26 protein-coding genes and 2 pseudogenes are annotated in these 26,653 nt (G+C 52.5%); 6 read left to right on the top strand and 22 right to left on the bottom strand.

Going from position 1 to position 26,653, the window contains the following annotated elements:
- The 3 genes from P3C52_RS05490 to P3C52_RS05480 are packed head-to-tail and all read right to left on the bottom strand — an operon-like array spanning position 1 to position 2,563.
- On the bottom strand, positions 1-654 hold the full coding sequence (locus tag P3C52_RS05490; RefSeq protein WP_275554180.1) for a terminase endonuclease subunit: 654 nt from the start codon (positions 652-654) through the stop codon (positions 1-3).
- 3 nt (positions 655-657) lie between these two features.
- On the bottom strand, positions 658-1,713 hold the full coding sequence (locus tag P3C52_RS05485) for a phage major capsid protein, P2 family (protein ID WP_275554179.1): 1,056 nt from the start codon (positions 1,711-1,713) through the stop codon (positions 658-660).
- A gap of 16 nt (positions 1,714-1,729) precedes the next feature.
- Positions 1,730-2,563: a GPO family capsid scaffolding protein gene (locus P3C52_RS05480; protein ID WP_241700228.1), complete on the bottom strand. Its 834-nt coding sequence runs from the start codon at positions 2,561-2,563 to the stop codon at positions 1,730-1,732.
- 142 nt (positions 2,564-2,705) lie between these two features.
- Between P3C52_RS05480 and P3C52_RS05475 the strand changes: the two genes are divergently transcribed.
- On the top strand, positions 2,706-4,472 hold the full coding sequence (locus P3C52_RS05475; RefSeq protein WP_275554178.1) for a terminase ATPase subunit family protein: 1,767 nt from the start codon (positions 2,706-2,708) through the stop codon (positions 4,470-4,472).
- Complete coding sequence (locus P3C52_RS05470; protein WP_275554177.1) at positions 4,472-5,512, top strand: phage portal protein; 1,041 nt, start codon at positions 4,472-4,474, stop codon at positions 5,510-5,512. The genes P3C52_RS05475 and P3C52_RS05470 overlap by 1 nt, the downstream gene beginning before the upstream one ends.
- A 53-nt stretch (positions 5,513-5,565) precedes the next feature.
- On the opposite strand, the gene P3C52_RS05465 is transcribed toward P3C52_RS05470, so the two are convergent.
- The 11 genes from P3C52_RS05465 to P3C52_RS05415 form a co-directional block, all read right to left on the bottom strand.
- Positions 5,566-5,739 carry a hypothetical protein gene (locus tag P3C52_RS05465; RefSeq protein WP_275554176.1) on the bottom strand — a complete coding sequence of 58 codons (174 nt, stop codon included), beginning with the start codon at positions 5,737-5,739 and terminating at the stop codon, positions 5,566-5,568.
- 85 nt (positions 5,740-5,824) lie between these two features.
- Positions 5,825-6,364, bottom strand: a complete 540-nt coding sequence (locus tag P3C52_RS05460) for a hypothetical protein (protein WP_275554175.1) — start codon at positions 6,362-6,364, stop codon at positions 5,825-5,827.
- A 571-nt stretch (positions 6,365-6,935) separates the two neighbouring features.
- Positions 6,936-7,169 carry a DinI-like family protein gene (locus tag P3C52_RS05455; RefSeq protein ID WP_275554174.1) on the bottom strand — a complete coding sequence of 78 codons (234 nt, stop codon included), beginning with the start codon at positions 7,167-7,169 and terminating at the stop codon, positions 6,936-6,938.
- A 15-nt stretch (positions 7,170-7,184) separates the two neighbouring features.
- A complete protein-coding gene (locus tag P3C52_RS05450; RefSeq protein WP_084971032.1) occupies positions 7,185-7,370 on the bottom strand; it encodes a hypothetical protein in 186 nt (61 codons plus the stop codon).
- Positions 7,371-7,517: 147 nt separating this feature from the next.
- Positions 7,518-9,866 (bottom strand): replication endonuclease, encoded by a 2,349-nt coding sequence (locus P3C52_RS05445; RefSeq protein ID WP_275554173.1) that lies wholly within the window; start codon positions 9,864-9,866, stop codon positions 7,518-7,520.
- Positions 9,866-10,090 carry a TraR/DksA family transcriptional regulator gene (locus tag P3C52_RS05440; RefSeq protein WP_084971028.1) on the bottom strand — a complete coding sequence of 75 codons (225 nt, stop codon included), beginning with the start codon at positions 10,088-10,090 and terminating at the stop codon, positions 9,866-9,868. The genes P3C52_RS05445 and P3C52_RS05440 overlap by 1 nt, the downstream gene beginning before the upstream one ends.
- The gene (locus tag P3C52_RS05435; RefSeq protein WP_241700218.1) at positions 10,090-10,317 is read right to left on the bottom strand and encodes a DUF2732 family protein; all 228 of its coding nucleotides are present in this window, start codon (positions 10,315-10,317) and stop codon (positions 10,090-10,092) included. Before P3C52_RS05435 ends, P3C52_RS05440 begins: the two co-directional genes overlap by 1 nt.
- A 69-nt stretch (positions 10,318-10,386) precedes the next feature.
- Positions 10,387-10,728: a DUF5347 domain-containing protein gene (locus P3C52_RS05430; protein ID WP_242190489.1), complete on the bottom strand. Its 342-nt coding sequence runs from the start codon at positions 10,726-10,728 to the stop codon at positions 10,387-10,389.
- A complete protein-coding gene (locus P3C52_RS05425) occupies positions 10,692-10,883 on the bottom strand; it encodes a phage filamentation protein Fil family protein (protein WP_084971022.1) in 192 nt (63 codons plus the stop codon). The genes P3C52_RS05430 and P3C52_RS05425 overlap by 37 nt, the downstream gene beginning before the upstream one ends.
- Before the next feature lie 7 nt (positions 10,884-10,890).
- A complete protein-coding gene (locus P3C52_RS05420) occupies positions 10,891-11,400 on the bottom strand; it encodes a phage regulatory CII family protein (RefSeq protein WP_275554172.1) in 510 nt (169 codons plus the stop codon).
- A 34-nt stretch (positions 11,401-11,434) separates the two neighbouring features.
- Entirely contained in the window at positions 11,435-11,671 is a 237-nt protein-coding gene (locus P3C52_RS05415) for a regulator (RefSeq protein WP_275554171.1), read from the bottom strand.
- Between the two features lie 101 nt (positions 11,672-11,772).
- Between P3C52_RS05415 and P3C52_RS05410 the strand changes: the two genes are divergently transcribed.
- Both P3C52_RS05410 and P3C52_RS05405 read left to right on the top strand, forming a co-directional pair.
- A complete protein-coding gene (locus tag P3C52_RS05410; RefSeq protein WP_275554170.1) occupies positions 11,773-12,384 on the top strand; it encodes a phage repressor protein CI in 612 nt (203 codons plus the stop codon).
- Between the two features lie 5 nt (positions 12,385-12,389).
- Positions 12,390-13,401, top strand: a pseudogene (locus tag P3C52_RS05405) (tyrosine-type recombinase/integrase).
- Positions 13,402-13,571: 170 nt separating this feature from the next.
- Here P3C52_RS05405 and P3C52_RS05400 read toward each other — a convergent pair.
- From P3C52_RS05400 to P3C52_RS05385, 4 genes and pseudogenes are all read right to left on the bottom strand, one after another.
- Positions 13,572-14,784 (bottom strand): annotated as a pseudogene (locus P3C52_RS05400) (IS3 family transposase).
- A 44-nt stretch (positions 14,785-14,828) separates the two neighbouring features.
- The gene (gene tssC / locus P3C52_RS05395; RefSeq protein ID WP_275554168.1) at positions 14,829-17,345 is read right to left on the bottom strand and encodes a type VI secretion system contractile sheath large subunit; all 2,517 of its coding nucleotides are present in this window, start codon (positions 17,343-17,345) and stop codon (positions 14,829-14,831) included.
- A gap of 35 nt (positions 17,346-17,380) precedes the next feature.
- The gene (gene tssB, locus P3C52_RS05390; RefSeq protein ID WP_275554167.1) at positions 17,381-17,872 is read right to left on the bottom strand and encodes a type VI secretion system contractile sheath small subunit; all 492 of its coding nucleotides are present in this window, start codon (positions 17,870-17,872) and stop codon (positions 17,381-17,383) included.
- A 650-nt stretch (positions 17,873-18,522) separates the two neighbouring features.
- The gene (locus P3C52_RS05385) at positions 18,523-18,768 is read right to left on the bottom strand and encodes a hypothetical protein (RefSeq protein ID WP_275554166.1); all 246 of its coding nucleotides are present in this window, start codon (positions 18,766-18,768) and stop codon (positions 18,523-18,525) included.
- A gap of 152 nt (positions 18,769-18,920) precedes the next feature.
- Between P3C52_RS05385 and P3C52_RS05380 the strand changes: the two genes are divergently transcribed.
- Together P3C52_RS05380 and P3C52_RS05375 are read left to right on the top strand one after the other, a co-directional pair.
- Positions 18,921-19,217: a hypothetical protein gene (locus P3C52_RS05380; protein ID WP_275554165.1), complete on the top strand. Its 297-nt coding sequence runs from the start codon at positions 18,921-18,923 to the stop codon at positions 19,215-19,217.
- 257 nt (positions 19,218-19,474) lie between these two features.
- Entirely contained in the window at positions 19,475-20,701 is a 1,227-nt protein-coding gene (locus tag P3C52_RS05375) for an OFA family MFS transporter (RefSeq protein ID WP_275554164.1), read from the top strand.
- Positions 20,702-20,773: 72 nt separating this feature from the next.
- Here the strand turns inward: P3C52_RS05375 and P3C52_RS05370 are convergent, their stop codons facing one another.
- The 4 genes from P3C52_RS05370 to bglG all read right to left on the bottom strand — a co-directional run bounded on the left by P3C52_RS05370 (position 20,774) and on the right by bglG (position 26,118).
- Entirely contained in the window at positions 20,774-21,646 is an 873-nt protein-coding gene (locus P3C52_RS05370; RefSeq protein ID WP_275554163.1) for an SMP-30/gluconolactonase/LRE family protein, read from the bottom strand.
- Positions 21,647-21,728: 82 nt separating this feature from the next.
- The gene (gene ascB / locus P3C52_RS05365; protein ID WP_275554162.1) at positions 21,729-23,123 is read right to left on the bottom strand and encodes a 6-phospho-beta-glucosidase; all 1,395 of its coding nucleotides are present in this window, start codon (positions 23,121-23,123) and stop codon (positions 21,729-21,731) included.
- Positions 23,120-25,135 carry a PTS beta-glucoside transporter subunit IIABC gene (gene bglF / locus P3C52_RS05360; RefSeq protein WP_275554161.1) on the bottom strand — a complete coding sequence of 672 codons (2,016 nt, stop codon included), beginning with the start codon at positions 25,133-25,135 and terminating at the stop codon, positions 23,120-23,122. The genes ascB and bglF overlap by 4 nt, the downstream gene beginning before the upstream one ends.
- Before the next feature lie 134 nt (positions 25,136-25,269).
- Entirely contained in the window at positions 25,270-26,118 is an 849-nt protein-coding gene (gene bglG / locus P3C52_RS05355) for a transcriptional antiterminator BglG (protein ID WP_275554160.1), read from the bottom strand.
- Positions 26,119-26,653: the final 535 nt, after the last annotated feature.

The raw sequence follows: 26,653 nt of genomic DNA, 5'->3' as shown, positions 1-26,653 counted from the left end.
TCAGCTGTCGCTCTTACGCAGAAGGCGCTCCAGCTGTTCAATGTCTTTTTTCACCCCACAGCGTTCATCCAGCTGCAGCGCACGTTTAAGGTGGTCAAGGGCAGCGTGCGGATCGCTTTCACGCAGCAGCCAGCCGGTTGACTTGTGCAGACGGGCGCGGGACTGGTCGGGCATATCCAGCGAGCCGGTCACGTCCAGCACCTGCAACAGCAGCCGCTCATCAAAAGGGGTCTCCGCCAGCAGCGCCGCCTTTGCCGCGTCGGCCATCTCTTCGGCCAGCAGGGTCTGCACATTGCGGTTAAAGCCCTGCGGCATCACCCAGCCGTGTTTCAGCGCATGGCGGCCAATCCGCAGCGCACCGGCATAGTCCCCGGCATCGATGCGCCAGAGCATCACGTACATCAGCACGTCATCCTGTTGTGCGCCGTTGGCGGCCAGCACGCCGTCCACCCAGTTAGCGTATTTGGGCAGCACTTCCTGCTTGATTTCGGCTTTCTTGACCGTGGACTGGATGCCCTTAAGGCGCCGGCGGTCTTCACCCAGCTGCATCAGCATCAAGTCATAGCCCTTTGCATGGCGAACGCTGCCGCCCTGACGGGCGGCCTGTTCGGCCTGAATGCGCAGGCGGTGCTGCCGTGCGGGACTCAGGCTCATGCGTTACGCTCCGGTATCAGCGGGCGCGCTGAAGTCGCCGATGGTGATGTTTTCAACCAGCGCCGCGCAGCGGTAGTCTTCCACTACGTACGCTTCGTTCACTGACTCAAAGTTTTCGATGCGATCGCGCTTCGGATTGTCGATAACCGAGCGGCGGCGGGTCTCCTCCTGCCAGTAGATGGACAGGTTATCCAGACGGGTAATCAGCACGGCATTTGCCGGGAAGAACGGCGCGCGCACGGCCTGCAGTCCTCCCATGCGTTTCTGGCTGATAATCAGGTCGGCGGCCAGTGCCTCCGTGTTCGGCTGCTGCTGGTTAACCAGCGGGAAATACTTATCGGACAGCAGCTCACGCCCGCAGACCACCACCAGTCCGTCATCGTCCTGGAAAATCGGGTCAATCAGTTCGTTCACCGCATCCATCACCAGCGCGTCAAGGTTGGCGTAGGTGCCGCCCTTGCCCACTTTCAACGGGTCCGCCGTGGTCACGCCGTCCTGGGTGCTGCTGCCCATGACATTATCCGGCGCATCCTCACGGATTTTCTGCAGCCAGCCCTTGTTTACGTCCTGCAGCAGCGGGTTTGCAGCACGGTCAGAGGTTTTGGCGCGCTTCACGCCGTTAAAACCGATCATGATGCGGTCCAGCGCCTGACGCTTCACGATGGCGTCACGGATACGCACCTGGAAGTCCTGAAACTTGGCCCACAGGTCCAGCTTCGCGTAGGTCAGTACGGTGTCAAAGTTGGTCTGTTCGCATTTGTATTCCACGTCCGCCATCAGCGTGGGGTCGGTCGGCTCACGCTCTTTCGTCGTGGTGTCGGTGGTGCCTGCAATGGTGCTGCCCACGCCAAGACCCAGCAGCTGGCCGGACTGCTCCGCCACGCCCATGACGTTAATCAGGGTCAGGAAGGCGGTGGACTGCTGGATCTGATCCTCCAGCGTCTGCGCCACGGACGGCTCCACGCTGAACTTACTGGAGAGTTCGGTAATTTCCACGCCGTTCAGGCGGGCCAGCTGCTGCAGGTAGGCGTTAAAGGCAAAGCGGGTATTCTTTTTCATTGGGTCTGTTGCTCCATCAGCAATTGGTCAGGGTGCCTGCCGGTGCGTCACCGCCCGGTGCGCGCTGGCGATAATCGTTGCGGCTGTCCTGACGGCTCAGCTGTTCCTGCAACGCATCAAACGCGGCTTTGTATTCATTCAGTTCGGCTTCCAGCTCGCCGGTGCGCGCTGCCTGCTCCTGCAGGGCGGCATCGGTGCGGGCGCTGTAGTCCTGGTGTTCAGTGGCAATCAGCTCCACCGCCTGATGCACGTCCGAAAAGCGGGCATCGTCGGACTGCTGCTTTTTACGGAACAGCGCGGTGACGCTGGCAAACAGGCCCGGCCTGTCGTCCGGCACCTCTTCCAGCTCGATGACGGTTTCGGTGGCGGCAGTAAACAGGTTATCCGGGTGCTTTTTGCGGTTCGCCAGCGGGTTCTGCGCGGCGCTGGCGCTGAAGGCCAGCATTTCGGTGCCGAGGCTCGCCGGGTCGTCGGTCACCGCCAGGCCAATCAGGTAGGCTTTGCCGGTGTCGGCAAACTTCGGCGCGACTTCCATTGAGGTAAACAGCTTCTGCATTTTCCCGGTCATGGTGACCAGCTCGTCGGTCGGGGAAATGGTGGCAAACAACCCCAGCTTGCCGTCCAGCAGACCACCCTGAATTTCTTCCGTGTCCAGCGCATCCACCACGCCAAAGCGGCGGAACGGGCTGTCAGGCGTGTAGCCCTTGATGTGTTCCATGTTGATCACGGCGGTGTAGACCTTCGGGTCATAGTTCGCCGCCATCTCTTCCAGCCAGTCGCGCTGGATTTCGCGTCCGTCCGTGGTGGCACCTTCCACCCCGATCCGGAAACGCTTTGCTTTCACTGCCATAGGTCAGGCTCCGTTGAGGAAAAACTCGTGAGGCCCTATGTTTGCGGCGGAAGGGGGTCTGAAACAACGCGGGAACATTGTGTGAAAAACCACACAAAGCACAGCAGCAGAAAAGCGGACGGCGGGGCCGTATTTTGTGCCCATGACCACGATAATGACGCCCGACGACCTCGATCCCCGCAGGCAGGCCATGCTCCTGTACTTTCAGGGATACCGTATCGCCCGCATTGCTGAAATGCTGGGAGAGAAGCCTGCGACCGTTCACAGCTGGAAGAAGCGCGACAAGTGGGGCGACTATGGCCCGCTTGACCAGATGCAGCTCACCACGGCTGCGCGTTACTGCCAGCTCATCATGAAGGAGCAAAAAGAAGGGAAAGACTTCAAGGAAATTGACCTGCTGGCGCGCCAGTCCGAGCGCCACGCCCGCATCGGCAAATTCAGCAACGGCGGGAACGAAGCGGACCTGAATCCGAAGGTGGCGAACCGCAACAGCGGACCACGTAAGCCGCCGGAAAAAAACGTGTTTTCAGACGAACAGATTGAAAAGCTGCAGGAGATTTTTCACGGCTCGATGTTCGGCTATCAGCGCCAGTGGTGGGACGCCGGTAATAAACACCGTATCCGCAACGTGCTGAAGTCGCGCCAGATTGGCGCCACCTTCTACTTTGCCCGCGAAGCGCTGATTGATGCGCTGACCACCGGGCGCAACCAGATTTTCCTGTCGGCCAGTAAGGCGCAGGCGCACGTATTCAAACAGTACATCATTGAGTTTGCCAAAGAAGTGGACGTGGAACTGAAAGGCGACCCGATGACACTGAGCAACGGCGCGTGCCTGTACTTTCTGGGCACCAATGCCCGCACCGCGCAAAGCTACCACGGCAACCTGTATCTGGATGAATATTTCTGGATACCGAAATTCCAGGAACTGCGCAAGGTGGCGTCCGGTATGGCGCTGCACAAGAAATGGCGACAGACCTACTTTTCCACGCCGTCCAGCCTGACCCACAGCGCCTATCCGTTCTGGTCCGGTGCCCTGTTTAACCGGGGCCGTGCCAAAGCCGATCGCGTGGACATCGACCTGACGCACCCGAACCTGTCGCCGGGCCGCCTCTGCGATGACGGCCAGTTCCGCCAGATTGTCACCGTGGAGGACGCGGTGCGCGGCGGCTGTAACCTGTTTGACCTTGACCAGCTGCGCCTGGAGTACAGCCCGCCGGAATACCAGAACCTGCTGATGTGTGAGTTTGTGGACGACCTGGCGTCCGTGTTCCCGCTTACGCTGCTGCAGGCGTGCATGGTGGACAGCTGGGAAGTCTGGACCGATTTTGAGGCACTGGCCCTGCGCCCGTTCGGCTTCCGGGAGGTCTGGATAGGCTACGACCCGGCCAAAGGCACGCAGAACGGCGACAGCGCCGGGTGCGTGGTGATCGCCCCGCCTGCCGTGCCGGGCGGCAAGTTTCGCATTCTGGAGCGCCACCAGTGGCGCGGCATGGACTTCCGCGCCCAGGCGGAAGCCATCAGAAAGCTGACGCAGCAGTACAACGTGACCTATATCGGCATCGACTCCACCGGCGTCGGTCTGGGCGTGTATGAAAACGTGAAGATGTTTTTCCCGGCGGTGAAGGAGTTTGTCTACAACCCGAACGTGAAAAACGCCCTGGTGCTGAAGGCGTACGACATTATCAGTCATCAGCGCCTGGAGTTTGACGCCGGGCACCTCGACATCGCGCAGTCGTTTATGGCGATCCGCAAAGCCGTCACGGCCAGCGGCAACCGCCCCACCTATGAAGCCAGCCGCAGCGAGGAAGCCAGCCACGCGGATCTGGCCTGGGCAACCATGCACGCGCTGGCAAACGAACCCCTGCAGGGCGAAGCGGCCCACACCCGCAACATTATGGAGATTTACTGATGAGCAAACGAAAAAACCGCGCCCGCACGCAACCGGTCAGCCAGCCGGAAAACATGACCGGCGCACCGGCGGCGGAAGCGTTCACCTTTGGTGATCCGGTGCCGGTTCTCGATCGTCGCGAACTGCTGGACTACGTGGAATGCGTGGTGATGGACCGCTGGTATGAGCCGCCGGTGAGTTTTGACGGGCTGGCGCGCACGTTCCGTGCCGCCGTGCATCACAGCTCACCGATTGCCGTTAAGCGTGACATTCTCAGCAGTACCTATATCCCGCATCCGCTGCTCAGTCAGCAGGCTTTTACGCGCTTTGTGCAGGACTATCTGGTGTTTGGTAATGCCTATCTGGAGAAGCGTACCAACCGCCTGGGCGGTATTCTCTCGCTGGAGCCAGCGCTGGCAAAATATACCCGGCGTGGCACCGATTTAGACACCTACTGGTTTGTGCAGTACGGCCTGACCACGCAGCCCTACCAGTTCACGCCGGGCAACATCTTTCATCTGCTGGAGCCTGACATTAATCAGGAGATTTACGGGCTTCCCGGCTACCTGTCAGCCATCCCGTCTACGCTGCTGAATGAGTCGGCCACGCTGTTCCGCCGGAAGTATTACCTTAACGGCAGCCATGCAGGTTTCATCATGTACGTGACCGATCCGGCGCAGAGCCAGGAGGACGTGGACAGTATGCGCAAGGCGATGCGAAGCGCGAAAGGACCGGGTAACTTCCGTAACCTGTTTATGTATTCGCCGAGCGGGAAAAAGGACGGGATTCAGATTATCCCGCTGTCAGAAGTTGCGGCAAAGGATGAGTTTCTGAATATCAAGAACGTGTCACGGGATGACATGATGGCCGCGCACCGCGTACCGCCGCAGATGATGGGGATTATCCCGAACAACACCGGCGGATTTGGCGACGTGGAAAAGGCCAGCCGCGTGTTTGTGCGTAACGAACTTATCCCTTTGCAGAAGCGACTGGAAGAATTAAACAGGTGGCTGGGCGAGGATGTGATCCGGTTCAGTCCGTACGTGCTGGATACTGAATGACAGGCATAAAAAAGCCCGGCTAAGCCGGGCTTCATGCAAAACGCATTATGGAATTAAGCAGCTTTCTGCTTTTCTTTGAGCTTGCCATGCAGCTCATTCCCTTCAAACTTGCCGTCCTGTAGCATATGTGGAGCCGCTTGAAGTAGTTCTTCCATTGCGACGCCCATACGGGTGAAAACGTCAGTTACTGAGTAGTGCTTCTGAGTTTTCTTGTCACTATGCGTCATAGTCATGATTTCCTCTTAGAGGCCAAGCCTCGTCATCCGGTTGTGGATGTCAGGCGCAGCATTCTATCACTGCGCAAAAAATTATCTACTGTTTGTTAGAAGTAATGTAACGCCGAACTACATCACTAATTGTAGCAAATGGTGCCGAAAGCAGATTTATGTCACCTTCGAAACCAAATTTTTTGTAGTGGCACGCCACTTTATGATTCAACGCCTCGGGGATGTGGATCTCGCTACAACCGACGGCAGAACCGAACAGGTATACGCCCCAGAGTGTTATCATGAACATGTTCCCGTAGAGGGGATGAGCAACATCATCATCCTTCACAAAGGATTCCACAAAGTGGATCTCTATGACGCCGCTTTCCTCATCAAAGGTACACAAAGCCGCGCCAGATGGAATATGCTTTAACGGACCTGCCAAAAGTTTCAGACAAAACTCAAACTTATCATCCCGGTTCCCATAACGTGAAAAGCCATGATCCCACTCAAGCTGGGCATAACCGGAAGTTAAGATTGCATAGTCTTCGTCGTTGATAGGGCCGACGGCTAGCGGCATCTTCATGTTGTCCAACAGCATCTGAAGATTACTGATGCTTAGACTGGCAATCTGCTCTAAGTTCAATTCTCTATCCTTAATAACGGCATAAAAGGTGAGTTACTTTAATGTCATTTTCGGACAAAGACTATAAATCTTTAATGGGACTTTAGCAGAACCTTTTCAAGCCTGACTACCTATCAATGCAACTTGTGACAGACATAAAATCTATAGCCAATCCTGGTACGAACTCAATATTTTTTTATTAAGCCATAGATAAGTTCGTACGCAATTCCTGCACATTAGCAGGCCTCATTGAAGCGCATCAGCAGCATTCTGCGAGGCGCTTTCTTTTTTGCCGCACGCCTCAGCACCAAAAAAAACAACATGGCAGCGGCCTGCACAGGCAGCTTAACGGGCATAACTCAACCCGCCAGCGCGCGCTCGTACCCCCGCCACGCCTGCCCGCTTTATGTAGTGGTTTTCATGCAGGTGCATGAGATACGCAAAGGCCCGCCATTACTGGCGGGCCCAGGCATTTGCGATCCTCTGCGGATCATGCGTTTTCATGCGGCATAGTCATGCACTAACGCCTCGCTCTGCTCGTTGTTCAACCCCGTCCGCGCAAAAAGCAAGTTTTAACGCGGTCGGCGTTCACTTAATGCAGCCAGCTGTCATCTTCCCAGACGGCCTGAAGAATATTCATTATGTTCTTTTTATCTTCATCCTGTCTCAGGCCGTTCAGCTGCACGCTGGTTGCACTGCACCTTCGGATACGAACAGCCATTGCGGGATAGTGGGGGTGCAAATTTTTAAGCAATTCAGCTTCCAGCGCGTCCAATGTTGCCTGGCTGATTTTTTGCTCTTTATCAATCATGATTTCAACTTGCATAGCTGGTTCTCCCTGTTAATGCTGGCTGCGTTCTGTTATCCGATCGTATTCATCAAGTCTTGTCAGCAGACACGTTGTCAGCTCTGCAATCCATGCCACAGCCAGCTCTTTATCACTCCTGTTGCAGTCAGCCGCATTAATAAGTCGGGCAACTAAATCAATACGTTGCAATTGAACCGATTCTTCAAGTAAATCCTGCACTTTTCCCCCTCCACTCAACCACTGTACATAAATACAGTATAGTTTTTCTGGCGGATTTTAAAATGATTTTTTATCTCACTATGGGATAAATCTTACAATTCCCTGATTTTAAATCTCATAAGGATTAGTGGGTTATAACCAGGCCAGCTAAGACCATTGCCGCCACTTATCATCCTCCTGCAGACGCTGGTTGCGGTAAAAAATCCGCAGTCCTGCGCCGGACGGTATGCTGCCGCCACGTAACAGCAGGTCGATTTCTTTTTCACTCCCGTCAAATCCCCTGATTTTCAGCTCTGCTTCCAGTTGCAGCCGCTGACTGTCAGTAATTTCCTGTTTGTAGCCTTTTCTCCGCTTCGGTTTCACCTGCTGCATCCTTGCCCGCAGTTCACGCAGTTCTTTCTTGCTCATGGTCAGGAAGTCCGGGCACGGTTCCGGCCCTTCTTTACCGGGCAGATCGCCCCCTGTAATGTTTAAATTTTCTACAGGGGGACAGTTATTGCCACGAGTCCAAGGGGCGCTAGCGCCCTGGTCGGCTGAAGCCTCCTGAAGGTCAACGGCCTTACGAACCATTTTCCACTTAACCGCGTGCGTGCAAATTTTGCCCTCAATAAGTGGTGACCAGATACCATAAATGCGAATGCCGTGATCGCCGTAGGCGCTCGGTTCTTCATTAAGCTCATAAGCCGTTCGGATGAGGTGATGCTTGCGGGGAACCAGCACGCCGCCCTGTTTCATAATGTAGGTGGCGAAGCAACCCACATCAGCAGCGGCCAGCACCGCGTCCAGACTGGCGTTTTCAAGCACCGGCGCGCCCGGCTTTTTATCACCGGCCATGCGGTTGCTCTGACTTGCCAGCAGGCGCAGCTCCCGGTAAGCCTGACGCCCCGGAATACCAAAGAAACGGAACTGCTGCACGCGGTGCAGCGATGCCCATGCGTTTACGTTTTCCGCATTGTCACGCAGTGATTTACCGGTTTCTTTGCTGATTTCGCCAGCCAGTCCGCGCCCGTCGATGTTCTTGCTGATGTATTTGGCAATGTAGCTGGTCGGGCTGCCTTTTTTGGGGTTAATCAGTTCAGACTTAAAGCGCGGTCCGGTATTGTTTCCCAGCTCCGCACGATCTTCTCGAATGGCGAACTTACGCAGCAGCGCCGTAATTGAGCGGCGTTCTTTCTTGCGCATAAAGCACAGCAAATGCCAGTGTACGGTGCCGTCATGGTGCGGTTCAGCAACGCGGACGCCATACCAGCGCAGACCGGCCTTATGCATGGCCTTGCGGAACGCGGCAAACGTATCAACCAGATAATCACTGCTCTGGCGGACCGTTTCACTGGTCCACTTCGGATTAGGTCTGCCGTTGCTCAGGGTGGCGTGGAAGCGTGACGGGCAGGTGATGGTATAGAACACGGCGCAGTCGCCGCGCATTTCCGCGATAAGCTCCAGCCCCTTAACGCAGGCCATCATTTCATTACGGCGGTGTGCGGGGTTACTGTTGCTGGCGTTCACCACGTCTTCCATATCCAGCGTGTCGCCGCTTTCATTAACCAGTTCATGCGAGCGGAAGAACTCAAGCGATTTCCGGCGCTGCTCGCGTTTGTGGATCACGGCTTCATAGCTGACATACGGGGAGGCTTTTTTGTTGACCAGGCATACGGCGCGCAGCTGTTCCTCCCGCCACTCGCAGCGCATTTGCCACAGCTTGCGATACCACCAGTCCGCGCACAGCATACGGGCCAGCGACGGCGGAATAAGGTCATAAGGAACGGGCTTACGGCGGCGCTTTTTACGGCGCAGCTGGTCCCAGGCGGGCGGGATGACGTCCAGCCGCATGGCTTCAGCGGCCACCCTTTCCCATGCCTGGCGAATCTGTTCCGGTTTAACCTCATCGGCAACAAACAGATCGCTACTGGCCGCATCCAGACACATGCTCATGTGTGCCGCAACCAGCGTGGACAGGCGCTTGACCTGATGCTGATTCATTTCAGGCAGCACCAGCAGCCCTTCCAGACCGTCATGGCTTGCCATAAACCGGAACGACGCAGACACCTGACTGTCACGCACGCGGGACAACCTTTCCAGGCATGGCCTGATGGTTTCATTCAGATAACGGGAATAGGCTTTGGGCTTGTCCAGGCGCTGGAAATAGTTAATGCGCTCCATCAGCGGTTTGCTGATGTGGGCAGGTTCGGCGTTTACGTCAGCCAGAATAACCAGATCGGGATTGAAGCGCTGCTGTTCGTGGGCCATTCTGGCGCGGCTGACCAGATTATCCTGCGCCATTTCACGTAAGACGGGATCGCGGGACTCGTTATAAAAAAAGCGATTCCATGCCTCATCACTCTGTGCTTCGCGGCGCAGCTGTTCGTGCTTCCCGTCAGCAGCGTAAAGAGTGATAAGGGTTGAAAGCGCTGATGCCGGTACCGGCTCAGTTGTTTTCAAGCGCGGGTTAACCGCTTCCCGTGGAGCGTTCCACGGGTAAGCGTATTCTTTCTGCATCAGAGGCCGCCCCGGTAGTGGCGATTTTTCAGCTCTGCGATTTCCTGGCAGGTGACACAACACTGCACGCCCTGAATTGCGCGGCGGCGCGCTTCCGGGATCGCGGCATCACATTCTTCGCAAAAAAATTTGCTGACGTGAACGGGGCGACTGGTCGCCTTATAAAGATGGCGCGCCAGTTCTTCCTGCACACGTTCCTGTACGCGGTCCATTGAGTCGCTCATCAGTGCAGCTCCTGTGATTCGCTTTCATAACGTGCAGCTTCCTGGCGGATAAGCTCTGCCGCTTCAATGCCGTTCAGCTCCTTCTGATGAATATGAAGGGCAAGCGCAACAAGACGCTCAGAAACGCGCAGCGCACGCTCTTTGCGTTCCTCGTTGCGTGCCTTATTGAGCAGTGCCACCATTGCGTCTGTATCAGCTTCAAAACTACGGGTTTCAATATTTCGCATATTTCTTTCTCCAGAATTTGGGCAAAAGAATGCCCGGCGGGTTTACGCCATTTAATTTCGTTGGGTTAATTAATTAGGTAACGTCAGTTTTTTGGGAAATAAACTCACGACTGCACGAATATGATTCATTGCACTTATCAGCGCGTATTTTTCATCACTCGTCAGTTCATCAAATTCAACGTCATGACGTTCTGACCGGATATTTGCCAGAAAGAAAATTGCGCCTAATGCCCTTTTGTTCTGCTCGTACTGCGTATCGCGCTTGTCGCGCATATCAGCCATAAAACGCTTCAGCTCATTACCGCAGTTATCACCCCACAATTTCGTGCGGATAGCCGCAATGTGATTCAGGCCGTTAACACGCTGACCGGCACTTAACTGAACAGCAATGTCTTCACCTTCAATTGCCATTTTTTCTTTCTCCCGTTTCCGGTTAAACCTGCCAGCAGTTCCGCCTGGTTATTTGACGGGTGCCAGCGCCTGCCGTCCTGCCCCATTATCCAGCCATGACCGTAAGAGGGTGACGGGCTTTGCTGCTTCAGCAGAGGGGCCACTGAAAATGCCATGCTTACCTCAGCTGATACCGATCGAGGCGCCAAGACCGCTGATAGCGTCCACGGTGCTGGCAAGCGTCGGGTTTGAATGAATGCGCGTCTGTACGGCCATTGCGGCCAGCGTCAGACAGCGAATACCGCTGTTTACGTTCTGAATTAAGCCACGGCGGCAGGACGTTGTGATTTTGTCCTGAACAACTGCAGCGGCGGCCAGCTGCCCTACTTCTGCAGTGGCTTTGAGGACGTAAGAAGATAATTTTTCCTGCGCCACTTCATTAACCGGCACACATGGCAGGCACTGCAGCTGTGCCAGCATCCCATCAACCAGCGTTGCATCTTCGGTCAGGTCGGTAAGGATCAGCATTTCCCGAACCGTAAGCTGATGCACCTGTTCCGGGTTCAGCTTGTTGCTGATGGTCTGCGGATTCAGACCCGCTTTCTTAGCCAGCTGGATGATATTGTGCTTTGCCGCAAATGCCCGGCAGGCTTCATCAAAATGGCTATGTGTGGAAACACGGAAATCAAACATGAACTTTCCCTTTCTATATCCCAATATGGGTCCATTACGACTGCATTGTGATTTGGTAACTGCCGGCAGCCTCAACAATCAGTGCCAGCATGTTCACTTCAATAAGACCGTTAGCACCTTCTTTCTTCCTGATAGGTAAGCGGTTTTCATTGCACATCTTACGTGCGGTACGTTTACAGATACCGGTGCGGCGGCAGTATTCATCTAATGAGATGAAAGGCTCTGAAATCACAAAGTTGAGATTTGGTCGCATTGAAAAATCATGTTTCATGATGCAATATCCCCTTTTGGGTTAAACGATGTCTCTATATGTCACTATATGTCACTATATGGCATACATCACAAACGCGATGATAGGATCTCAATTAAAACATGTCAAACGATAAAAACACCACAGAAGAGATCACAGCATACAATTTTTCATCTCAAGGTGGAGGGAAAGAAGCAATTATGCGCATCCTCCAGGCATACGGGTTTAGCACAAGGCAGGCTTTATGCACTCATCTAGGGATTTCGCAAAGCACGATGGCAAACCGCTGGATGCGTGACACTTTTCCACACGACTGGCTAATAGCTTGCCATCTTGATACAGGTGCTTCGCTGCTCTGGCTTGCAACAGGCCAAGGTGAACCGACAATAGCTGATAGCAGCGACAATGGATTTCGTTTGAAATTAAAGCAAATCTCAGATGGGGTTTTAACGTCTTGCGAAGAAATCCGCTATGACGCTCACTTAGTCCCTTCTGACACTACGAATCCATTTATGGTGGGGTTTGAAAACTCGTTTTATTTGGCTGATGAGTTTAGTGGGGAAATCAACGACGGAGTTTGGCTGATTAAAATTGATGGATTTTTGAGCGTCAGGAAAGTTAACAGGCTTCCCGGTAAGCGTTTACGTATTGAGAACGGCCCAGCTTCTTTTGAATGCGCTCCAGAAGATATTACCGTTTTAGGTAAAGTCATTTCAAAAACTGAGTATTTTTAACGACTATGGCAGTTAACAAACTAGCTAATGTAAGTGGCAGGCTCAGGTTTTCCTAACGGACGGGATGGCAAACGCATACGCCGCCAGTTCGCCACAAAAGGCGAAGCGCTGTCATTTGAGAAACACGTTAAAGACCAATCTCAAAACAAGCCTTGGCTTGGGGAAAAGACTGATAAGAGACGCCTTTTCGATTTAGTTGAAACTTGGTACAACGCTCATGGAATTACTTTATCTGACGGTCAAAAGCGGAAAGATGCCATGGAATTTGCCTGCCAAGCTATGGGTGATCCCCTTGCCACAGAATTTAATGCACGAATATTTTCAGCATACCGGGAACAGCGGTTGTCAGGAAAAATCACCCGTTCAAACCGTGTCAAAACAGTGACTCCCAGAACCGTCAACCTTGAACTTGCATATTTTCGAGCTGTATTTAATGAACTGCGTCGCCTGGATGAATGGACCGCTCCTAATCCATTAGATAATGTTAGAGAGTATAAAATTTCTGAGTCAGAAATGGCTTATCTAACTAACGAAGAAATAAGGGCGCTGTTAAAAGAATGTGAAGAAAGTCGTTCTAAAGACCTCTTGGCAGTAGTAAAGCTGTGCCTCGCTACTGGCGCAAGATGGGGTGAGGCGGAGTCATTGAAAGGAAATCAGATACGCGCAGGAAAGGTGATCTTTACTAAAACGAAAGGCAAGAAAAATCGCGCTGTTCCGATTAGCGATTCTTTATTAGAAGAACTGCCAACTAGCAGGAAAGCAAAGCCGCTTTTTTCCTCTTGTTATGCTGCTTTCCGTTCCGCGTTAAAGCGGGCACAGATCGAGACGCCAGCGGGTCAGCTTACACATGTCCTGCGTCATACTTTCGCCTCTCATTTTATGATGAACGGCGGGAACATTTTAGTGCTTCAACGCATCTTAGGACATACCGATATTAAGGTCACAATGCGCTATTCACATTTCGCCCCTGATCACCTTTTTGAAGCGATCAACCTAAACCCATTGAACCGACTCTAATGGCAGCAAAATGGCAGCAGCGCATGACACTATATGTCACTATATGTCGCTATATGTCACACCAATAAAATTAAAAATCAGTAACTTACTGTTTTTACTAAAAACAATTTCGGACTCATAATCGCTTGGTCGCTGGTTCAAGTCCAGCAGGGGCCACCAAATTTAAGCTGTTAAATCAAAGAGATAAACCACCATATGCACGGTGGTTTTTTTGAATCACCACAGATAATCCAGACACTTCCGAGTCGTTGATAATACTGGTTTTCGTATTCAGAAGGTGGCATCTGATTACCCAAACCATGCCGGCGCCTGCTGTTATAAAACATTTCGATGTAATCAAAAACATCACTGCGGGCTTCTTCCCGCGTTCCATAGATCTTTCTCTTTATCCGTTCGCGTTTCAGTAACTGGAAAAAGCTTTCTGCAATCGCGTTATCGTGACAGTTACCGCGACGGCTCATACTCCCCTCCAGGCCGTGTGATTTCAGGAACGACTGCCACTCATGGCTTGTGTACTGACTGCCCTGATCCGAGTGAACCAGCACCTTTCTTTGCGGATTACGCCGCCATACAGCCATCAGCAGTGCGTTCAGGACAATATCCTTTGTCATCCGGGATTGCATTGACCAGCCGATAACTTTGCGTGAGAACAGATCAAAAACCACGGCCAGATACAGCCACCCTTCGTGGGTCCTGATGTAGGTTATATCCGTTACCCAACGCTCATCCGGAGCATCCGGATTGAACTGTCGCTGGAGCCTGTTGGGTGCCACTATGCTGGCTTCACCTTTACGTGCCCGCGGGCTCCGGTACCCGACCTGAGCTTTTATTCCGGCACGCTTCATCAGCCGCCAGACCCGGTTCACTCCGCACTGTTGCCCAGTGTCACGCAGATCCAGCTGGAGCTTGCGATAACCATAGACGCTGCCTGACTCAAGCCAGAACTGTTTGATCTGTCCCGTCAGTCTCAGATCCGCCTGGTGGCGCTGAGAATACGGCTGCTGAAGCCAGGCGTAAAAGCCACTGGGATGAACATCCCGCACCCGACAGAGCAGGCGAACAGGCCAGCAACAGGTGTTGTCGCGGATAAAGGCGTACCTCAGTCGGACAGTTTTGCGAAGTACGCCGCGGCTTTTTTTAATATGTCCCGTCCCGTTCGTCGTTAACCCGCTTCAGCTCTTTCTGAAGACGGTGGATTTCGGTCTGAGCATCTGACTGTTCTTTATTAATGGAAGAATCCGGACCGTACTTCTTTATCCAGGCGTAAAGGCTGTGGGTGGTGATATCAAGACGTGTTGCAACGCTGGAAACAGAATGACCGCGATCGATAACCTGTTTGACTGCTTCAGTTTTAAACTCTTCGGGATAACGCTTACCGCTCATGGGCACCTGTCTTTAAGCCATCTTAAATGACTCTGCGGTGTCTGTTAAGCCCCTGGCGATTCAGCATTTTCTTGTATTTCAGCATAGCGAGCTGTCAATTGTTTCAGATGCATCTCCAGTTGAGCCCGGGCAGCAGCAGGTAAAGGTTCTCTCTCAGGATTTTGTAACAACACCCGCATTTGCTCTTCAGCCGGTACCGATTTGTTAAATGACTGCATGGTGGAAAATACCACAGATTTCAGCTCGCTGACCGTCATGTATTTCCCCTTCTGTTCATCCAGCCCGTTCAGCCTGTCACTCAGTTGCTTCAGCTTCATCATCCCCTGATGCCAACCATCCAGTTGTTCTGTTGGTAATGCAGCAGCATTAAGTCGTTGTTGCCACTTTTTTGCCAGAGGTTTAGCCTGTTCCGGCCACAGCTCTTGGGCCTGTTGTGTGAGTTTTCGGCTGTAAGCAAGATTCCAGTCAGGCGGCAACCTATCCAGTCGGGCAAGCTGCTGCTGTGTCTGTGCGATAAGGTCCTGCGGTAACGGAGTTTGCTGTCGCAACATTCCCAGCTGTTCAGACGTGAGGGGCGCAGGGAACGGAGCCAGTGAAGCAGCAAGCTGAGTCCGCAGCGAGTCTGGCCGGTGAAGAAAATGCCAGCTCCACACAGAGGCTATGCTTATCACCAGCATGGTACACATGCCGGCAGCGAAGGATTTCCACTTTTTAACCGGAACAGGCATTGTCGACAGCACTTCCACATTCGACTGCGGTTCCGGTTGCGCAACGTAAACCCACTTCACTGCACTCTCTGGCGTATCTTCATCCGGTCCACCAGCAAAGTCTCTTGTGGATGCTGCCGCATCATTCATCACGGTGGCAGGCAACACAATACCTGGCTGAATGTTCGACCCGGTGCTGGTTATGCCATCGCTGTTTTCCAGCCGGACAGCACTGTTGTGCATCAGGGTACGCAACGTATCGAGCTGGCTCAGATGCTTAAGCTCCAGACGCTGCAACACTCCCGCCAGAGCGGTAAGCAGTTGCTCCGCCCGGTACAACTGGCTGACGTCCATCCCTTCCACCTGGAAGTGCGGCACGGCGTACAGCTTCACGCGGAAGAAGCCCGGATTATCCTCGATATCTTCCACCACAACTTTCGCATCGCGCAGCGGATGAGAGGCTTGAAGTTCATCGCCTGGATCGGTCATTTCCGTCACCAGTCCGCGCACCCAAGTGTTCAGCTCCAGCTCCAGCAGACGACGGTCCTTGGTGGTGCCGATGTTTTCGCGCTGAATCAGCTTCAGGTAGTGGGCAATACGCGAAAGCAGGAAGATATAGGGCAGACGAGCGTTGATACGGCTGTTAGCGGTCGCATCGGCGGTGTCATAGAGGGCCGGTTTCTGGGTCGAGTTGGCCGAGAAGAAGCAGGCGTAGTCGCGGTTTTTGTAGTACGACAGCGGAATAAAGCCCAGGTTAGCGAACTCAAACTCGCGGGTTTCCGGGATCATCACCTCGCTCGGGATTTTTACCTGGTTACCCGTACCAAGGTCATACAGATGGATAGGCAGATCCTGAACGGCGCCACCAGCCTGCGGGCCACGAATTTGTACACACCAGCCGTTATTGATAAAGCTGCGCACCATGTTGGCGGCAAACGCAAAGGAGGCATTGGTCCACAGGTATTTGTTGTGATCCGGGCCTTTTACTTCTTCCACGTAGTTGAAGCTGCGTACGGGCACGGTATCCGGGCCATACGGCAGGCGACCCAACACGCGCGGCATCACCAGACCGATATAGCGGGCATCGTCCGTCTCGCGGAAGGATTTCCACTTGATGTACTCCGCGCGGTCAAAGTAGTTACCGATATCCTTGATGGCTGCTACTTTTTCCATTGAGTCCTTGAGGAAGAATTTCGGGCCGGCAGAGCCGATAAACGGCATATGCGCTGCGGCAGACACTTTTGAAATGTTGCGCAGGAGCGCGACATCCTGCGCAGACGCATCAAATTCGTAAGCGGAAATCAGCGCAGCGATCGGCTCTCCACCCGGCGTGTCATATTCATCGATATATGTATGTTTATACAGTCCACTCTGAATGATTTCCGGACTGTCTTCGAAGTCCTGACGCAGGTCTTCTTTTGACATATCCAGCAGCTCCACCTTCACGTTCTGACGGAAATCGGTTTTGTCGACCAGGGATTTCACGCCGCGCCACAAGCTCTCCACCGCCTGGAACTCTTCGCTATGCATTACTGCATCCAGCTGACGGCTAATCTGGTAATCCAGTTCCGCGATATGGTGGTCAATCAGGTTTTTGTCGAGTTTCTCAACTTTTGAGCCCGATTTTGTCAGGCACTCCAGGAATACCTGCATCCCCGCCGTTAAACGTTCATCCGCGGTCGCATCCGACATCGCCTGTGCGTCCTGCCAGATGTCCAGCGCACTCATCTCGGACACCGGCTTGAGATTGATTTTTTCAAACAGGGAGGCATAAACCCCTTCAGGCGCATTGCCTTCCAGTAGAGTGGTTTGTCCCTGCGCAGCATTTGTTTCGCTATTGACTGGCATCAGCATTCTCTCTATTAGTCCATTAACAGGCGCCTTTGCGTTTATTCCGGGGCAAGGGCACTTAATTCGTCACGTAATTCCTGAGTCAGTGCGGGATCTTTAATTATTTTTTCCAGCTCTTTGCGGAAAGTGACATTATCCAGAAGATTAGATTTAAGATCGCGTAATAGATTGCGCATCGCCAGCATGGCGCGTAGCTGCGGCATCTGGCGCGCAACCTGCTCCGGCTCGAAATCTTTCATATGGGTAAAGCTCAGCTTTACGCTCTCTTCTGACCCATCTTCAGAAAGCGTATTTTTGACGGAGAGGTTAACTTCTGGATTTAATTCTGCGAGAACGCTATTAAAGTTATTTTTATTGACGTTTATTTTATTTCTTTCCGAAACTGGCAGGGTTTCTTTCCCGTGACTAAAATCCCCAACTGTCAATAACTTCAAAGGTAACTCTACTTTTTTTTGTGCCGAGCCGGTATGCAGATCCAGCCGAATATTTACACGTGCTTTCGGCACCTCATTTTGAAAGGAATCGCCCATAATTATCTCTTTTTGTGAAGGATTGGTGAGAAGTGATGCGTTGATTTTGCAGCCGCATAGTAGAACAAATAATAAAAACAGATCAACAAGTCAGTTCAAAGATCTGAAATTTTGCAGAAAATAAGAATTTTCTTCTAAAAATTAACAGTGCAGATGGTTACCAAACCGCTATTTTCCCAATAAGAAAGCTATTTTCAACAAATAAAGAAGTGACTTGTGCTAAAATTAACTAAAATAACAAGAAAAGCAGCCCACTCTGATATAAACTTAATTTAAATCAATGTTTCCCTTTAGATAAATATTAAGTCAGGAAATTTTTTATTAAAAGTATCAACGACGAATAATAAAAATAACAACAAATATAATTATTCAGATAAATATAACCTCCCTATTTAATTTCTGAGTAAAAACAGCGCAGCTAATTATTTGTTCAGTTTTTCAGGCACCAGGGGGATGGAAGAGTTAATCCAGTAAGTAAGCAAGGATTAAACATTCATCTTTTTATTCAATTTTAAAATAAAGCGGTTTATTATTTTTGAATTACAGACTGATTGAAGCTGAGACAGGACAATTACATAAACTTTAGCGTGGCAGGTAACAGGTAACCTTTGATGGACTTATAGCAGGCTTCCCTGCCCACCAATATGGCGTTAACGCGCCTGACGAAACGCGTTGAGATCAACCACCTGATGCGGCTGATTTATCGCTTTCCTTGCAAGCCAGTAAAGCAATACTCGGTCGTCGTCATTTTCACGATCTGCCATAGAGAGCAGTTTCAGCGAAAGCGTGGATTTATTAACCGGCTGACTGGTGTCACTCAGTTCAACAACAGCGCGACCGATAAGCAAACAAACTTCATCCTCTTTGGTAATGGATTCATATGCTCGGTCTTTCATATTTCCTCCTCTTATGTAAAAACTAAGTCTGGCACAAATAATAATTTCTTGCGGAAATTATCTCGCCAGTGAAATATGTTGCAACGTTTTCTGAAGTTTGCTTGCGATTTATCGCGGCAAAGCGGAGAAAAAATAAACTCAGGAAGGTTTCTATGCGTTATAACGCCGTACTGTTTCTTCTGTTGTCAGGCATGATTCCCACGCTTCATGCCGATCCGCTGACACAGTCCAATCCGATGACTGACTGCCTGAATAATCATATTTTGCCGCAGATGGGAACGAATGCCGCGCCTGCAGAGGTGGTTAATCAGGCCTTTCTGATTTGTCGGCCTTTCGTTGACGGCTGGCTGGCTACCAGGCCTGTTGCACACCGTCAGCCGCTTGAAAATGCGCTGCGTCAGTTCTATCTTGACCGGCTGAATGTCGCCCTTTACCGACGTCAACATTAAAATACCGCGAGAAACATCGGTGTCAGAATTATTGCCGTTGCTTATCAGGCTCTTGACAAGGTATTAACCCTAAAGCTACTGTTTTAACCTTTCCGGCCAGCGCTTATCAGGCCTCTTCGCTGCTCTGCAATGCCATTCATGCCGGAAAAAATGCATTTCATTCCGTTCTGTCAGTCACTCATTCCCTTTTAGTCCATTGAATAACGCAACCGCTCTATTCTGAGGCTAATTCAGGCATTCCCCTGGGGGAGAAGATAATGAGCAGAACTAACCTCTCAACCGTTCCAAATTCCGTTCGCTGGTTAACGCTGGCAGGCACCATCATTATGCAGTTTGCGCTGGGCTCGGTGTATACCTGGAGCCTGTTCAATGGGCAACTGGCGCAAAAGCTGGATGCGCCGGTCAGCCAGGTGGCATTCTCGTTTGGCTTACTTAGCCTGGGACTGGCGGTTTCCTCGTCAGTTGCAGGAAAGCTGCAGGAGCGTTTTGGCGTGCGTAACGTCGCCATCGGCGCCGGACTGCTGATGGCGCTGGGCTTATATCTTACGGCGCAGGCAAATTCACTGATGATGCTGTGGCTCAGCGCCGGGGTGCTGGTTGGTCTCGCCGATGGCGCAGGTTATCTGATGACCCTGTCAAACTGCGTAAAATGGTTCCCGGAACGTAAAGGCGTGATCTCAGCCTGTGCGATTGGCGCGTATGGCCTGGGCAGCCTCGGCTTTAAGTTTATCTGTAGCGGCCTGTTGGCCCATTTCAGCCTCGAAAACACCTTTATTATCTGGGGCGGGCTGGCGATGGCGCTGATTATTCCAGCCGCGCTGATGATGAAAGATGCACCGAAACAGGAAGTTTCTCAGGCAAAAGACGCACCGGCCGTGCGCGATTTCAGCCTGGCGCAATCCGTACGCATGCCGCAATACTGGATGCTGACGCTGATGTTTTTAACGGCCTGCATGAGCGGTTTGTATGTGATTGGCGTGGCGAAAGATATTGGCGAAGGCATGGTTCATCTTAGCGCGCAAACTGCCGCCTCTGCGGTTACCATTATCGCGATTGCCAACCTGAGCGGTCGTCTGGTGCTTGGCGTCTTATCAGACAAAATAGCGCGCATCCGCGTGATTACGCTGGCGCAGATCGTCTCTATCGTGGGCATGAGCATCCTGCTGTTTACCCGCATGAATGAAACCACGTTCTTTATTTCCGTCGCCTGTATCGCCTTTAGCTTTGGCGGCACCATCACCGTGTATCCTTCGCTGGTCAGCGACTTCTTCGGCCTGAATAACCTGACTAAAAACTACGGTCTGATTTATCTCGGCTTTGGGATCGGCAGCGTGCTGGGTTCGCTTATCGCTTCACTGTTCGGCGGCTTTACCGTCACCTTCAGCCTGATTATGACGCTGCTGGTTATTTCGCTGATAATGTCGATTATTATTCGCATGCCGCATAAAGCTCAGGATATGCAACCGGCTTTACAACGCGGTTAATCTCTTGTCGGAGCAATGTCCGGGCTAAGAAAAACAACGTTTCCGGGCGGGTTAATACCCGCCCGATTTTATTTAGCCAAACAGCGGCTCTGGTTGACCGGCCACCGGCATCCGTACGGCAAGCAGGCTGCCAGACCACGGATATTGCGCCAGCTCTTCTGCAGTGCGGTTTTCGCGCGAGGAGGTGATATAAAGCGTTTTCAAATCCGCGCCGCCAAAAGCCACCATGGTTGGCCAGCGAACCGGCAGCGGAATTTCATCAACAATTGCCGCTGTATTGGGATTGATACGTACGATACGCCCGCCGTCAAAAAGCGCCGACCAGTAGAAGCCTTCCGCATCTACCGCCGCACCATCCGGCTGTAGTCCATTTTTGAAATGACAGAAAATTTCACGCTGGCCATGCTCGCCCGTCACCGGATCGAGCGGATAGCGCCAGATCGTATGCTTTGGCGTGTCGCTGTGATACATCCAGCGCCGGTCAGGAGAAAACGCCAGGCCATTGGAAATCTGAACATCATCATTAATGACGTGCAGCTGGAGATCGTTATCGAGACGGCAGAGTTTGCCACCGTTGCGATCCTGCGGCTCCCACAGGCTGCCGCACCAGAAGCGGCCAAAAGGATCGACGCGCCCATCGTTAAAGCGGCTTTTATCGGCGTCGCCGGGATTGTCCGCCACCTTGCGCTGCGGCCTGCCCTGCTCGTCAAGAAACCAGACGCCGCTGCGCATCGCCGCCACCAGCCCGCCTTCGCGACGTAAACCGATACAGCCTACCTCTTCCTGCTGTGGAAAAACCTTGTGTTCGCCGCTTACGGGATCGAAGCGGTGAATGGCGGGGGCCAAAATATCCACAAACCACAACGCCTGCTCTGTTGTTGACCACAGCGGACATTCGCCCAGCTCGGCCTCAATGGGTAAAACGCGTTCTACCTGCCAGTTCATTACGGCTCCTTTTCACTACCGTTTGCGTGCATAAACTGTAGCGGAAATTGGCGTCCTGCGTTTTACCCGACCGGCAAATTAATCAGCCTTTCAGACTGGCACCCTGAGTGGCGATAACCTGCTGATACCAGTAAAAGCTTTTTTTGCGGCTGCGTGTCAGGCTGCCTTCTCCGTTGTCGTCGCGATCGACATAAATAAAGCCGTAACGCTTGGATATTTCTGCCTTCGAGGCGCTAATCAGATCGATCGGGCCCCAGCTGGTATAGCCCATCACCTCAACGCCATCCTGTAGCGCTTCGGCGACCTGCACCAGATGATCGTTCAGATAACTGATGCGATAATCATCTTCAATGGTACCGTCAGGCTGTGGCCGATCTTTGGCGCCCAGGCCGTTTTCCACAATAAACAGCGGCTTTTGATAGCGATCCCACAGCATATTCAGCAAAGTACGCAAACCAATGGGATCGATCTGCCAACCCCATTCGGAGCTGGGCAGATGCGGATTGGGCACCATACTCAGAATATTGCCGCGCGCTTGTTGGTTCAGCGCCTCATCGGTAGTGACGCAGCCGGTCATGTAATAACTAAAAGAGATAAAATCGACGGTTTCACGCAACGCGATACGATCGTCTTCGGTAATGTTCAGTTCAATGCCCTGCTCGCGTAGATAACGCAGCATGTAGCCCGGCCAGGCGCCACGGCACTGGACATCGCCAAAAAACTGCCAGCTGCGGTTTTGTTGCAGCGTTTCGAACACATCTTCCGGCTTGCAGGTCAGCGGATACATCAGGCCGCCCAGCAGCATATTGCCAATTTGCGCATCCGGGATAATGTCGTGACAGGCTTTAACCGCCAGCGCGCTGGCAACCAGCTGATGATGAATCGCCTGATAAATCGCGCCTTTACTGCTGTCGGCAGGCAGGCCGACGCCGGTAAAAGGCGCATGCAGCGACATATTGATCTCATTAAAGGTGAGCCACAGCTTCACTTTATGCTGGTAACGCTGAAAAACGGTGCGGGCATAGCGCTGGAAAAATTCAATCAGTTGGCGATTGCCCCAGCCGCCATAGTTTTGCACCAGTCCCAGCGGCATTTCGTAGTGGGATAAGGTGACCATTGGCTGAATACCGTGCTGTGCCAGCTCGTCAAACAGCCGGTCATAATAGGCCAGCCCCGCCTCGTTCGGCTGGGTTTCGTCTCCCTGCGGGAAGATACGCGTCCAGGCGATAGAGATGCGCAGGCAACGGAAACCCATTTCGGCAAACAGGGCAATATCCTGCGGATAGCGATGATAAAAATCGATGGCGATATCTTTCAGCGATCTGTCGCCCGATTTGCGCTCAACCACCGGCCCGAAGATGCCCTGTGGCTGAACGTCGGAGGTCGACAGACCTTTCCCATCCTGCTGCCATGCGCCTTCAACCTGATTCGCGGCAATGGCGCCGCCCCATAAAAAATTATCTGGAAAACGTTTCATACTGACTCCTTTGTATGATGTTGCACGCCAAGAAAAGGCGCACCTGAATGAATCGTCTCGTCGCAGGCCAGGCTAACAATGCCTGCGTAATCATCGCTGTTGCTGATGATGACCGGCGTGGTGAGATCGAAACCGGCGTTCTGGATCGCCTGACGATCGAATTTCAACAACAGATCGCCCGGCTTGATGACGTCGCCCGGCTTAACGTAAGCGGTAAAGTGCTGGCCGTTAAGTTTGACGGTATCGATACCCACATGAATCAGCACCTCTACGCCGCTGTGGCTCAGCAGGCCGATCGCGTGCCGGGTAGAAAACAGCGAAGCGACCTTGCCATGAAAAGGGGCCAGCACGTAGTTATCCTGCGGTACAATCGCCGCGCCAGCGCCCAGTAAACCGCTGGCAAAGGTCGCATCGGCCACCTGCTCCAGCGCCACGACCTTGCCGCTTATCGGCGCCAGCAGCATTTCGTCAGGCTGCACCGCGCGGTCAGCTGTCCAGGCTGCGGCCTGAGCGGCGTTGGCGATTGTCGAAGAGGAAGAGATAGCAGCAGAACCGTCAGCGGTAGCGGAATCCTTACTGGCGGGCGCGGAAGCGTCTTTTACAGACTGCGCTGACGGCACGGCAACCGCCGCCTTTTGACCGGCGGAAATGGGCAACCCGGCGATAAGCGTTAAGATGCAGCCAATCAGCAGCGCCAGTAACGCGCCCAACGCCGCGTCCCAAACGCTGGCATCAATACCTGATGAGGGAATAAACTGCGCCAGGCTGAAAATGCTGGCCAGCCCGAAAGAGTATGTGCTGGCGCCGCTGAATCCGGCGACACAGCCGCCCAATGCGCCGCCGAGACAGCCAAAAATAAAGGGACGACGATTCGGCAGCGTAACGCCATAAACCGCTGGCTCAGTAATACCAAAAACACCCGCGGTGGCGCCCGATCCCGCCAGCATTTTCAGCTGCGGATCGCGGGTGCGTAACATAACGCCGAGGCTGGCACCGACCTGTCCCATTACCGCAGGCACAATCAGCGGTACCAGCGAATCATGGCCCAGCACCGCCAGATTATTCATCATTAACGGCACCAGTCCCCAGTGCAGGCCAAACATGACGCATACCTGCCAGATGCCGCCAATTACCAGACCGGCCAGCCAGGGCGCAAAAACATAAATGCCCTGGTAGCCATAAGCCAGCAGCTGGCTGAGCCAGGTCGCCGCCGGGCCAATTAACAGAAAGGTTAACGGTACGGTGACCATCAAACAGATCAGCGGCGTGAAGAAATTTTTGATCGCCGCCGGCAGCACTTTGCCACACTGTTTTTCCAGCCAGCAGCTGACCCAGGCGGCAAAAATAATCGGAATAACCGAGGAGCTGTAATTAAGGAAGGTAATGGGCATACCCATAAAGCTGATAATGGCCGCATCGGGCTGACTGCTTGCCTCAAATGCCTGAATCATTAACGGATGCGTAAGCGCGCCGCCGATAGCCATCGTAAGGAATGGACTGCCGCCAAATTTTTTACCGGCGGTGTAGCCCAGCACCAGCGGGAAAAAGTAAAACAGCGCATCGCTGGCGGCGTACCAAAGCTGCCAGGTGCCGCTCCCGGTCGTCAGCCAGCCGCAGACTATACAGAGCGCCAGCAGTCCTTTTAATATTCCCGATCCCGCCATCACGCCAAGAAAAGGGGTGAAAATGGCGGAAATAATGTCGATCAGCCGATTAAAAAGATTACCTTGTTTCTCTTCGTCGGCGGCAGACGCGGTCTGGTCACCCGGCCCATGTTGCTGACATATTGCCTGATAGACATCATGCACATGGTTGCCAATAACTACCTGAAACTGCCCGCCGCTTGATACCACCATAATGACGCCCGGATGCGCTTTAAGCTGCTCGCTGTCGGCGCGGTTGAGGTCTTTTAACTTAAAACGCAGACGAGTAGCGCAATGTACAACGCTGATAATATTATCGCTTCCGCCTACCCCACTGATAATTTCCCTGGCTAGCTGTTGATACGACATACCTAATCCTTTTATGACGGCTGCCTGGCGGCAACATATAACTGATAAAAAAAACCTGAAAGCAAGCCTCCGTCAGAAAGCCTGCTTTCAGGTTTTGCCTGCCGCAGCAGTAACAATCCCAATGTAAACTGTGATTAATTGACCAGCGTCTGATGATTCTCTTTACGTACCCGCTCAATATGGATAGCCAGAAACATCTTCTCTTCGTTAGTTAAATCAGTCTGATATTGCTGATGCAAATGCTGGTTAATTTTTTCCGTGCAACGCCAGGCTTTGGGATAATTCTCTTTTACCGAGAGATAAAGCTTCACGTCATCATCTGCTATTACGCAGCGCCCCAGCATACGTTGCGCAAAGAATTTCAGATGGGTGACAAAGCGCTGATAGCTAAGCGATTGCTGGTCATATTCCAGATGCAGCTGATACTTAACAATATGCAGGATCTCCTGCATCACACGCGTTATATGCATCACCTCCGGCATTTCGCTATGAAGCTGCGCATTAACCAGATGCAGCGCAATAAAACCCGCCTCATCCTCCGCCAGCTGCACGCCAAGCCGCTGGTGAATAATCTCCAGCGCCTCCAGCCCGATGCTGAACTCTTTGGGATAAAGCTGTTTGATTTCCCATAACAGCGCATTGGGGAGTGGAATATTGCCGTTATGACGTACGATGGCAAAATGACAGTGATCACTAAGCGCAATACAGAGATTTTCCTGCAGCTTTCCGAGCCGCTGACGCGCCAGCTCGGTAATACGATCGCAGGCAATCAGCACCTCCGGCGGGATCTGACTTAGCAACTCCGTTAAGCGGGCAACTAACGCATCGTTTTGCCGCGCAAAAACCTTTTCGATTTTACGGCTATCGACGCTGTCGCCAATGCGTTTCTGGAAGCCTAACCCGCGCCCCATCACCACCTGTTCGCACTGATGTTCATCCAGAACGACCACTACGTTGTTATTCAGCACCTTGGTGATCTTCATGCTTCCCTCAAAAACAAAAAAACCCGATCTCCGGCGCAGGCCGGATAACCAGGTTTTGCCTGCGGATGCAGTAACAATTCAGCGCGTTCACTCTACCAGCTTTACCTGGCGTCTCAATGCGAGGTGGGTAAAAACGTGATGGTGATCCAATCGTCCTCGTCAGGGTCGCAGAGAGGATTTCTCTAAAAGGTAATAAATCCAGCCAGGCAAGAAGGCTATTTCGACTGAGATTATTATCACGGGTGCTGGCTATTATTGATGGTAATAAAATTGATGAATAGCTGTATATACAAACAGTTTATTTTATATATTCTTCGCCATGCTGCCGGATAAAGTTTCATAAGCCCACGCACCAGCAGCGATATTCCTGCGAAAAGATAATAGCGACTGGATACACGTCAAAATAATGTGGACGGCAAATGAGAATGAGAATATGCAGGTTATTGCCTTTAGGATAATTCCTGCCAATATCCGCCGCCATTCAGTTCATTCCTATATTTTTGCGCGGTCCTTATCTCTACTCTTAATTGCATTG

The sequence above is a fragment of the Mixta sp. Marseille-Q2659 genome, assembly GCF_940807255.1.
Taxonomy (GTDB): Bacteria; Pseudomonadota; Gammaproteobacteria; order Enterobacterales; family Enterobacteriaceae; genus Mixta.
Note: the sequence above shows the minus strand (reverse complement) of the source record. Positions and strands in the feature narration are given on the sequence as shown.

Bases quoted from the DNA above. Each gene is read 5' to 3' on its own strand.
- P3C52_RS05490 (WP_275554180.1), bottom strand. From the start codon at position 654: ATGAGCCTGAGTCCCGCACGGCAGCACCGCCTGCGCATTCAGGCCGAA.
- P3C52_RS05485 (WP_275554179.1), bottom strand. From the start codon at position 1,713: ATGAAAAAGAATACCCGCTTTGCCTTTAACGCCTACCTGCAGCAGCTG.
- P3C52_RS05480 (WP_241700228.1), bottom strand. From the start codon at position 2,563: ATGGCAGTGAAAGCAAAGCGTTTCCGGATCGGGGTGGAAGGTGCCACC.
- P3C52_RS05475 (WP_275554178.1), top strand. From the start codon at position 2,706: ATGACCACGATAATGACGCCCGACGACCTCGATCCCCGCAGGCAGGCC.
- P3C52_RS05470 (WP_275554177.1), top strand. From the start codon at position 4,472: ATGAGCAAACGAAAAAACCGCGCCCGCACGCAACCGGTCAGCCAGCCG.
- P3C52_RS05465 (WP_275554176.1), bottom strand. From the start codon at position 5,739: ATGACGCATAGTGACAAGAAAACTCAGAAGCACTACTCAGTAACTGAC.
- P3C52_RS05455 (WP_275554174.1), bottom strand. From the start codon at position 7,169: ATGCAAGTTGAAATCATGATTGATAAAGAGCAAAAAATCAGCCAGGCA.
- P3C52_RS05445 (WP_275554173.1), bottom strand. From the start codon at position 9,866: ATGCAGAAAGAATACGCTTACCCGTGGAACGCTCCACGGGAAGCGGTT.
- P3C52_RS05440 (WP_084971028.1), bottom strand. From the start codon at position 10,090: ATGAGCGACTCAATGGACCGCGTACAGGAACGTGTGCAGGAAGAACTG.
- P3C52_RS05435 (WP_241700218.1), bottom strand. From the start codon at position 10,317: ATGCGAAATATTGAAACCCGTAGTTTTGAAGCTGATACAGACGCAATG.
- P3C52_RS05430 (WP_242190489.1), bottom strand. From the start codon at position 10,728: ATGGCAATTGAAGGTGAAGACATTGCTGTTCAGTTAAGTGCCGGTCAG.
- P3C52_RS05425 (WP_084971022.1), bottom strand. From the start codon at position 10,883: ATGGCATTTTCAGTGGCCCCTCTGCTGAAGCAGCAAAGCCCGTCACCC.
- P3C52_RS05420 (WP_275554172.1), bottom strand. From the start codon at position 11,400: ATGTTTGATTTCCGTGTTTCCACACATAGCCATTTTGATGAAGCCTGC.
- P3C52_RS05415 (WP_275554171.1), bottom strand. From the start codon at position 11,671: ATGAAACATGATTTTTCAATGCGACCAAATCTCAACTTTGTGATTTCA.
- P3C52_RS05410 (WP_275554170.1), top strand. From the start codon at position 11,773: ATGTCAAACGATAAAAACACCACAGAAGAGATCACAGCATACAATTTT.
- tssC (WP_275554168.1), bottom strand. From the start codon at position 17,345: ATGCTGATGCCAGTCAATAGCGAAACAAATGCTGCGCAGGGACAAACC.
- tssB (WP_275554167.1), bottom strand. From the start codon at position 17,872: ATGGGCGATTCCTTTCAAAATGAGGTGCCGAAAGCACGTGTAAATATT.
- P3C52_RS05385 (WP_275554166.1), bottom strand. From the start codon at position 18,768: ATGAAAGACCGAGCATATGAATCCATTACCAAAGAGGATGAAGTTTGT.
- P3C52_RS05380 (WP_275554165.1), top strand. From the start codon at position 18,921: ATGCGTTATAACGCCGTACTGTTTCTTCTGTTGTCAGGCATGATTCCC.
- P3C52_RS05375 (WP_275554164.1), top strand. From the start codon at position 19,475: ATGAGCAGAACTAACCTCTCAACCGTTCCAAATTCCGTTCGCTGGTTA.
- P3C52_RS05370 (WP_275554163.1), bottom strand. From the start codon at position 21,646: ATGAACTGGCAGGTAGAACGCGTTTTACCCATTGAGGCCGAGCTGGGC.
- ascB (WP_275554162.1), bottom strand. From the start codon at position 23,123: ATGAAACGTTTTCCAGATAATTTTTTATGGGGCGGCGCCATTGCCGCG.
- bglF (WP_275554161.1), bottom strand. From the start codon at position 25,135: ATGTCGTATCAACAGCTAGCCAGGGAAATTATCAGTGGGGTAGGCGGA.
- bglG (WP_275554160.1), bottom strand. From the start codon at position 26,118: ATGAAGATCACCAAGGTGCTGAATAACAACGTAGTGGTCGTTCTGGAT.